The sequence below is a fragment of the Streptomyces sp. NPDC001348 genome (assembly GCF_053597535.1).
In genome coordinates, this window is the sequence record NZ_JBSFIK010000036.1 from 96,842 (window position 1) to 103,423 (window position 6,582).

The 6,582-nt window shown below is 60.8% G+C and carries 5 protein-coding genes and 1 tRNA gene; 2 read left to right on the forward strand and 4 right to left on the reverse strand.

The window, feature by feature from the left end; genetic code table 11:
- Positions 1 to 5: 5 nt before the first annotated feature.
- Positions 6 to 1,349, forward strand: a complete 1,344-nt coding sequence (locus tag ACWC21_RS30820; protein WP_450886529.1) for a hypothetical protein — start codon at positions 6 to 8, stop codon at positions 1,347 to 1,349.
- 801 nt (positions 1,350 to 2,150) lie between these two features.
- Here the strand turns inward: ACWC21_RS30820 and ACWC21_RS30825 are convergent.
- Complete coding sequence (locus ACWC21_RS30825) at positions 2,151 to 3,314, reverse strand: reverse transcriptase family protein (RefSeq protein ID WP_450886531.1); 1,164 nt, start codon at positions 3,312 to 3,314, stop codon at positions 2,151 to 2,153.
- 195 nt (positions 3,315 to 3,509) lie between these two features.
- On the reverse strand, positions 3,510 to 4,736 hold the full coding sequence (locus ACWC21_RS30830; RefSeq protein ID WP_450886533.1) for a phosphoribosyltransferase-like protein: 1,227 nt from the start codon (positions 4,734 to 4,736) through the stop codon (positions 3,510 to 3,512).
- Between the two features lie 500 nt (positions 4,737 to 5,236).
- Between ACWC21_RS30830 and ACWC21_RS30835 the strand changes: the two genes are divergently transcribed.
- A tRNA-OTHER gene (locus tag ACWC21_RS30835) sits at positions 5,237 to 5,308 on the forward strand.
- Between the two features lie 91 nt (positions 5,309 to 5,399).
- Here ACWC21_RS30835 and ACWC21_RS30840 read toward each other — a convergent pair.
- Positions 5,400 to 5,828 (reverse strand): PIN domain-containing protein, encoded by a 429-nt coding sequence (locus tag ACWC21_RS30840; RefSeq protein ID WP_450886534.1) that lies wholly within the window; start codon positions 5,826 to 5,828, stop codon positions 5,400 to 5,402.
- Entirely contained in the window at positions 5,825 to 6,097 is a 273-nt protein-coding gene (locus ACWC21_RS30845; RefSeq protein ID WP_450886535.1) for a hypothetical protein, read from the reverse strand. Before ACWC21_RS30845 ends, ACWC21_RS30840 begins: the two co-directional genes overlap by 4 nt.
- Between the last annotated feature and the right edge of the window lie 485 nt (positions 6,098 to 6,582).

The following is a 6,582-nucleotide window of genomic DNA, read 5'->3' on the forward strand; positions in this document are numbered from 1 at the left end:
GCAAATTGAAGATCACGTCAGAAGTACTGAGAGACCTTGCGGAGCCGTCGAACGTCTCAGTCCACTCGAACCAGGAGCTGGCAGGTGACGTGAGCGCCGCAGCGGCGGACGACGACAAGCAAAGAGAGGAGAAGGAACTCGATCGGCTGCGCCGGAAGCCTGGGCTCCGCCCCATACCGGCCAGTGATCTCGGCCGGCTCGTGCAGCTGACGCCTTGGGATGTGCTGCACTCCTTTGGACGGGCCATCACCCTGGCACGGCGCGGAGCCGGACGTGGCCTCGCCGAGCACTGGGGTTGCCTGAAGTACAACCAGGCTCTGACCGGGGACTCGCGCTCCTTCATGGCTCTGTCCACCGAGGGCAAGGAGACCGCGGACTACTACAAGGCACTTCAGTCTGGAGAACTCGGCACCGGTTTCGCGCTAGCTCTCGCTACACGACTCCTGAGCAGGCGCTATCCCAATCACTTTGTCTCGATCGTGCCGGCTGACACAGCTCTGCGCGCAGGGTGGGCCTTGACCAGCAGGGACTCCGGCCCGAAGTCGGGGTACCGATACCGCCCGCAGTTCTTCGCCGAGGTGTGGAGGCCCAGCGAGCCCTCTCGCGCCTTCCCGATTGCATGCAAGGGGAACCACAGCGGGCTCTCCGCCTCTCACATCCAGCTTGCCTCGGCCTCCGCCCACGTCGAGGCGCTGCACATCGGAGCGTGGGACGAGACACCGTGCCTGGTGTTCAGCACAGAACTCCCACTCGACGGTCCCCTGACAGTCCACACCCTGGAGGCGGACGGAGAAGGAGGTTGGCTGGACGCTCCGGCCCGCGTCCTTGACCACGCCTTGGAGGACGAGAACGTCTATCCCGGCATTCAGCCGCCCACGCAAGGCGACAAGCGCGCTGAGCCGGAACCCGGCTTTCACGTGAGTCCCGACCTCTACGGGTGGTTCCAGCACGCGCTCGCGCGCACAGCGGCAGCCGGTCTTACCGCCTTCGCCGGAGATGCAAGGGCGACCGCCCCATACCTGACGAAACGACAAGGGCAGCGGCACATCGCCGGCATTACGCACGCGGCAACAGACAGCGTCCAGGACGCACGGCACCGTTTCTTCGGCATCGACTTCGTCGGCACAGACCACGTCTTCCGGCTTAACAGGAAGCGAGTGGAGGCGTTCTCCGGTGTGGCGGAGGACCTCTTCCGCCATCTTGAGGAGGGCAGAGTGGAGCAGTACCGGCGGGAAATCTACGCGCGCCGGTCCAACTGGCCACGCGACAATTGGGCCCCACGCTGGAACGGCCCCGTCTCCATACATCCCGATGGTTCCGTGCTGGCTATGCGCCTACTGCGCGAGTGATCCACGCTGTACGTATGAAAGCGGGCGACTCTCGGAAGAAAGCCAACCGAAGGAAGAGTGCAGCATCCCGAACGCCGTGACTGCCCCTACGCAGCGGCAGAGTGGGTCTGCATCGTGCTCACCGAAACCGAGGCTCAACCTCCATGCCGCCAGATCAGTACCTGCGGAACGGATCTAGCCCACATGGGGCCGGGAACCTCGTGAACACGTCAGAACTACGGAGTGGCGTTTTCCCAGGCCAGGCACCTTACGGCCACCGTTTCCGCAGGTCACAGCCCTGCCCCGAGAAACTCCTAAAGCGGGTGTCGCAGGTTCGAATCCTGCCGGGGGCACAGAGAAAGGGCCAGCTCAGGAGGGTTTCCTCCGAGGCTGGCCCTTCGTCGTGTTCGAGTTCGTGCCACACGCGTGCCACTGCACCCGCACTTTCGCCTCGGGCTGTTCGCTACCTACAAACGAGAGACCGGCGAATCGCCCCAGCGCGCATGAAGCGTGCCGGATAGACTGCGCGAACTGGCCGGATCCGTCATCAAGGCGGCTCCGTAAGTTGTTGGATGGCCCGGAAGGGCGGGGTGTGGCTCAAGGCGGCTTGTCGAGTGTGGCTCGGCGACGCACCAGCGTCCTGTGGGCACTACTGCGCGACAACCGGGCATTCACCAGCACTCCCCCGGCCACGCAAGCGGCTTGACTCCGTCATTGAGACTCGCTCCGGGCCGCGCGCACAGCATGCAGCGGCTTGGTACCGCCCAAGGTGCAGGGCACGGCTGGTGGTCCACTCCCCGTGCTGATCTCAGCAGGTCCCAGTCACTCAGAGACAGCGTAGGACTCGAAATTCCAACCGCTCTTCACCAAGGCAGAATTCCATTTCCCTCGAACCGCCTGCGCCCACTCAGGAGAAACACTTTCAGCGTGAGAAATCAAGCCTGAAACGTGAGCAACAAGACCATGCAATGAGCTAAAACCTCGGTGATCACAATGCGCTCTGAGGCCAAATTTTTCTACACCACGCACATGATTGCTAATCCTCGTTCGAAAATCCCGAGAAAGTCTCACTTCGTCACCGTCAACAAGAAGCCCCAGAACCAGCTTCCTGCCCCCCGGCGGAATAATCCGCGTCTTTCTATGATGGACGATGAAGCCAATTCTTTCGATCTCACGAGTGAACTGACCAACGATCCCTTGAGCCTTATTCCGGGCAAAATCATCACCTGCCGAGATAATTAGATCGTCAGCGTAGCGTGTATAGACTAATCCGGCGCCAGTTGCGATACTCGACAAGCGGTGATCGAGTTCGCGCGCCACAAGGTTAGACAATGCCCCACTAGTCGGAGCACCTTGCGGGAGGAAGCCCAAGTAGGGCTTCCTGTAAGCACTAATTACTCTGTACTGACCCCAGTTGGCAATATAGCTTTGCAGCTCCAGATGGTTAACATGACCCGCGTATCGAGTGCAGACGCGCGAAAGCTCCAGCGACGGTAGAGGTTCATACCCAAGCCCTTCAAAGACCCGGAAGATCTGAGATTCCGTTACCGTCTCAAAGAAGTTATGGAAGTCCAGCTTAACTATCCACTTAGCCCCGAGATGCTTTCGCGCACAATCTAACACCGATCGGCCTGGGCGATACGCGTAGCTATGTGGGTGCGGCTGCACGTGGTTTAGGATATTACGGAGCACCCAGCGCTGAACGTGCATCAGCGAAGGCTCTGGTGTCGAAATAACTCGGGCCCGAGTGCTTGTCCTCTTTTTTATCTGGAAACTCAGGTAAGGGTCCCGATCTCGCGCGACAATCTCGCGCAAATAAGGATGTGAGACTCCTGTCCTGTGGGCCAGGTGCCCCAGAGTCAATACAGAGGCAAGGCCGCTATCCTCAACAGGTTGCGACTGCTCCAAGGCGTTATCAACTATCGACTTGGGCACGCTTCGCTCAAGTCCGACCGTCCTGTACTTGTGCGGGGAGTCAGTAATCATCTACCTCTGAGCTGCTAAGCAAGGACTACGCCTCTGGTGTGGCGAGGCGCGCCAAGGCTTCGCAGGGTAACGCGCCTCGCCACACCCCAGGCGTAGCGGACGCTTGCCCATAGCGCAGACCGAACGGCCTGCGCCGTGTACATCGGAGACAACTCCGACTGGGCCAGACCCAACGGATCTGGCGGATGCTAGACGCTACTGACTCCCCCTCAACTTGGTAGGGTAATAGGGTTTGTCACTGACCGTCAACTCTCGCGCAGGCTGCTTAGCAGGCGCCCTTCGCGCAGACCTCAACTCCGCCCAGCCGGCGTCGGTTAGCCTCCGCTCATCGTCGATGAGTCCCAGCGTTCTACCCACACCTAGCATCTGAGTTATGGCCCCGATAGGGACGCCAAAATGAACACTAAGCAAGTGCTCTCTGCGTTTGCCGATAGCTAGCGCTCCGAGTAGGACCAGAAGCTTCTTCAGGTCTGGGCTCTCATCGCTTAGACGACTATCTAGTTGCCGAGCCAAACGCTGTTGACCTATCTCCGCAGCAACCTGCTTAGCATCGATTTGCTGACTGTAACCAGCCAATTCGAGCGTTTGACGCGGATTCATCCTGCGCGCAGAGAAAAATGGCATCCAGGGGCTTCCATTAGGCCCCTTCTTCTGCCACAAAACGGCTGGCAAATTGTTCGGCACGGTGTGCGACATCACGCAAAGTCCGCGACTATCGTCCCGACCGTAAGCGTAATCCTTTTTCCAAGCATAGGATTGACAGAGTCGCTCGATTGATTCACGCTCTCTCGGAGCCCATCGCGCATTTGAGAAATCAAGTCCGAATTCTACCTGCGTAACAGAATCAAACAATCGTTCTTTTCTTATTTCCTGTGCGGCAAAGCTAGACACGGCAAAAGATATATAGTGAATGCGCAGCAGTCCGTAGGATCGCCAGCTACGGATAGTTGGGTTTCTCGCCCAACCTTTTCCGTGCCTAATAGCGAGACCCCCTGATCCCGAATAGTCATCAACAAGCAGTAGGTGCCTAAATTTCCCATCTCGCAACTTGCCGAGAGTCGGGATACCTCCCACAATAACACCTTCCGGCGGGTTCTCTACGGCATCTCGGATGATGTTGGCGACGATGGCATAGCTACCTGGAAGGCGCCCGTTCATAGGCAGTGGAGAAGGCTCTTGAACATCCCTAGGCGTGTTCTTTACGGGATAGATGGCAACAGGGCCACCCAATTCGGCGAGGCGCTCCAAAACTATAGCAAGCAAGCGCGATCGGAATTCGTCCGCAGAAAAAATTCGCAAACTGTTGACGAGAAGCTGAGCAGATTCCCAATCCTCATTTGCGAAATTTTGCAACCATGATTTTCCTTCTGGAGTATCGCTCGGGGTGTGGGCTACCAGCGCGCTGGGGCCACGACCTGACATTTCCTCGCCAATCGATGCAAACGATAGATAGGGGCCGGTATTGGACCATCCTGCAGGTTCATAGGACCCACCCCTCCCTCTGAGGCGGCCCCTATGTCCGACGGTGGGTCATAGAGTAGAGAAGTACCGAGCAGTAGTGGGTACCTTCGAGCAACATCCCGGGACCGGATATGACCGGCCTGACATCCCTCGGTTGACTCCGTCTCAGTCAGCGCGGCAGCTACCTCCAGATGACCCGGGCTTCCCAAGCTGCGGGCTCCGCACCGTCCTGACGGGCTGGTCGTGGCGGCTTGCTCTCGTCGACGACACAAGCCGGTAGCGCGGCTGAGGCCGGTGGGGTGCGGCGAGGCATACGCGTGCGTGGTCGGTCGGCGCACCCATCGTCGTGGCTGACTGTCGTCAGCTGAGGTTCGTGCCACTGTCGTGCCAGATGCAGGGGCCAGCCGCGGTCAACGGGGTGTCTCGCAGTCGAGCTCCCGGTGGCCCGACCAGGTATCGAAGCTCCAGGTCAGCGCCCCACTCCCCGCCTCTCTCCTAAAGCGGGTGTCGCAGGTTCGAGTCCTGCCGGGGCACGAAGAAACATCAGGTCAGGGGCCCTTCCGTCCAGCGGATGGGAGGGCCCCTGCGGTTGCAGCACACATACGGCACCGACGCCGCGGCCACCTACAGTTGCTGCTCCCACGGATTGACCACCAGGGCCCCGGTTCGGGCCACGTGCTTGATGTTGCGTGTGGCTACCGTCCAGCCGTTGGCCAGGGCGGTGGCGGCGATCAGGGCGTCCGGTGGGTCGATGCTGGTGCCGGCGGCCTTGAGCGTCTTGTGGATGGTGAGGTAGGCGGCGGCTTCCGGTTCGCCGATCGGTGCGATGCGGTCACGGAATTCGTGCCGTACCGCAGCGAGGGCTTGTGCGTAGCGGGCTTGCCTTACGGGATCCGGGGCGGCGGCAACGCCTGCCTCGATCTCAGCCACGGTGATGACGCTCAGGAAGCGGTTGGGGCGGGCCGTGGACCGGAACCAGGCCAGGACGCGCGGGTCGGGCTTCGCCCGGGTCGTGAGTTCGGCAACGACATTGGTGTCGAACAGGTAGATCACTCGGCGTCCGTTTGCGCATCGTAGGAGCGGGCGCCGAACTCCAGCCCCTCGAAGGGCCGGGAGAGCAGGAATTCCTCGAAGCCGTCGTTACTCAACGTCACCCAGCGGTGCAACATCTCGGGCAGAGCCTCGATTTCCGTGTCGGCGAGCTCCGCATCGAAGTGCCGACGCTGGTCCTCCGGCAGGGACTCCCGGATGTCACGGATGGTCCGCAGCGGATGCGACGACGGGCGCGGCGGGTGAGCGTCCCCGCTCGAAGCTGTGGTCATCGGCATCCCCTCCGCGTGCATCGGGCTGCGTACTGCTGCTGGTCCCAGGCTACGGGTTTCCGCCTGCCCGCTCACCACCTTGGGACGAGAGTGGGGCATGCGTCATGTCTGGCCGCCGAGCGACAGCCGCAGTTCTTCGGCGTGCGCCTGGTCACCTTCCTCAGCGAGTACCGCCCCCAACCAAGTGGCTGCCCGGAACGGATACGGCACACATGAGGCCGGGAATGGCTGAGAACTCGCAAAAACCGTGGAGGGGTGTTTTCCCAGCTCAGGCGCACTGGAGACTAAGTTTCCGCAGGTCACAGCCCCGCCCAAGGAAAACTCCTAAAGCGGGTGTCGCAGGTTCGAATCCTGCCGGGGGCACCAGCGCAAAGGCCCTGGACCGATCATGGATGCTGTTGGTTAATCCGGGGCCTGCTCACTTCGCCCCGTCGATCGTTTGATCGGCGGGGCGAAGTGCTGCGAAGTGGCTGGTGCGGGTGCGG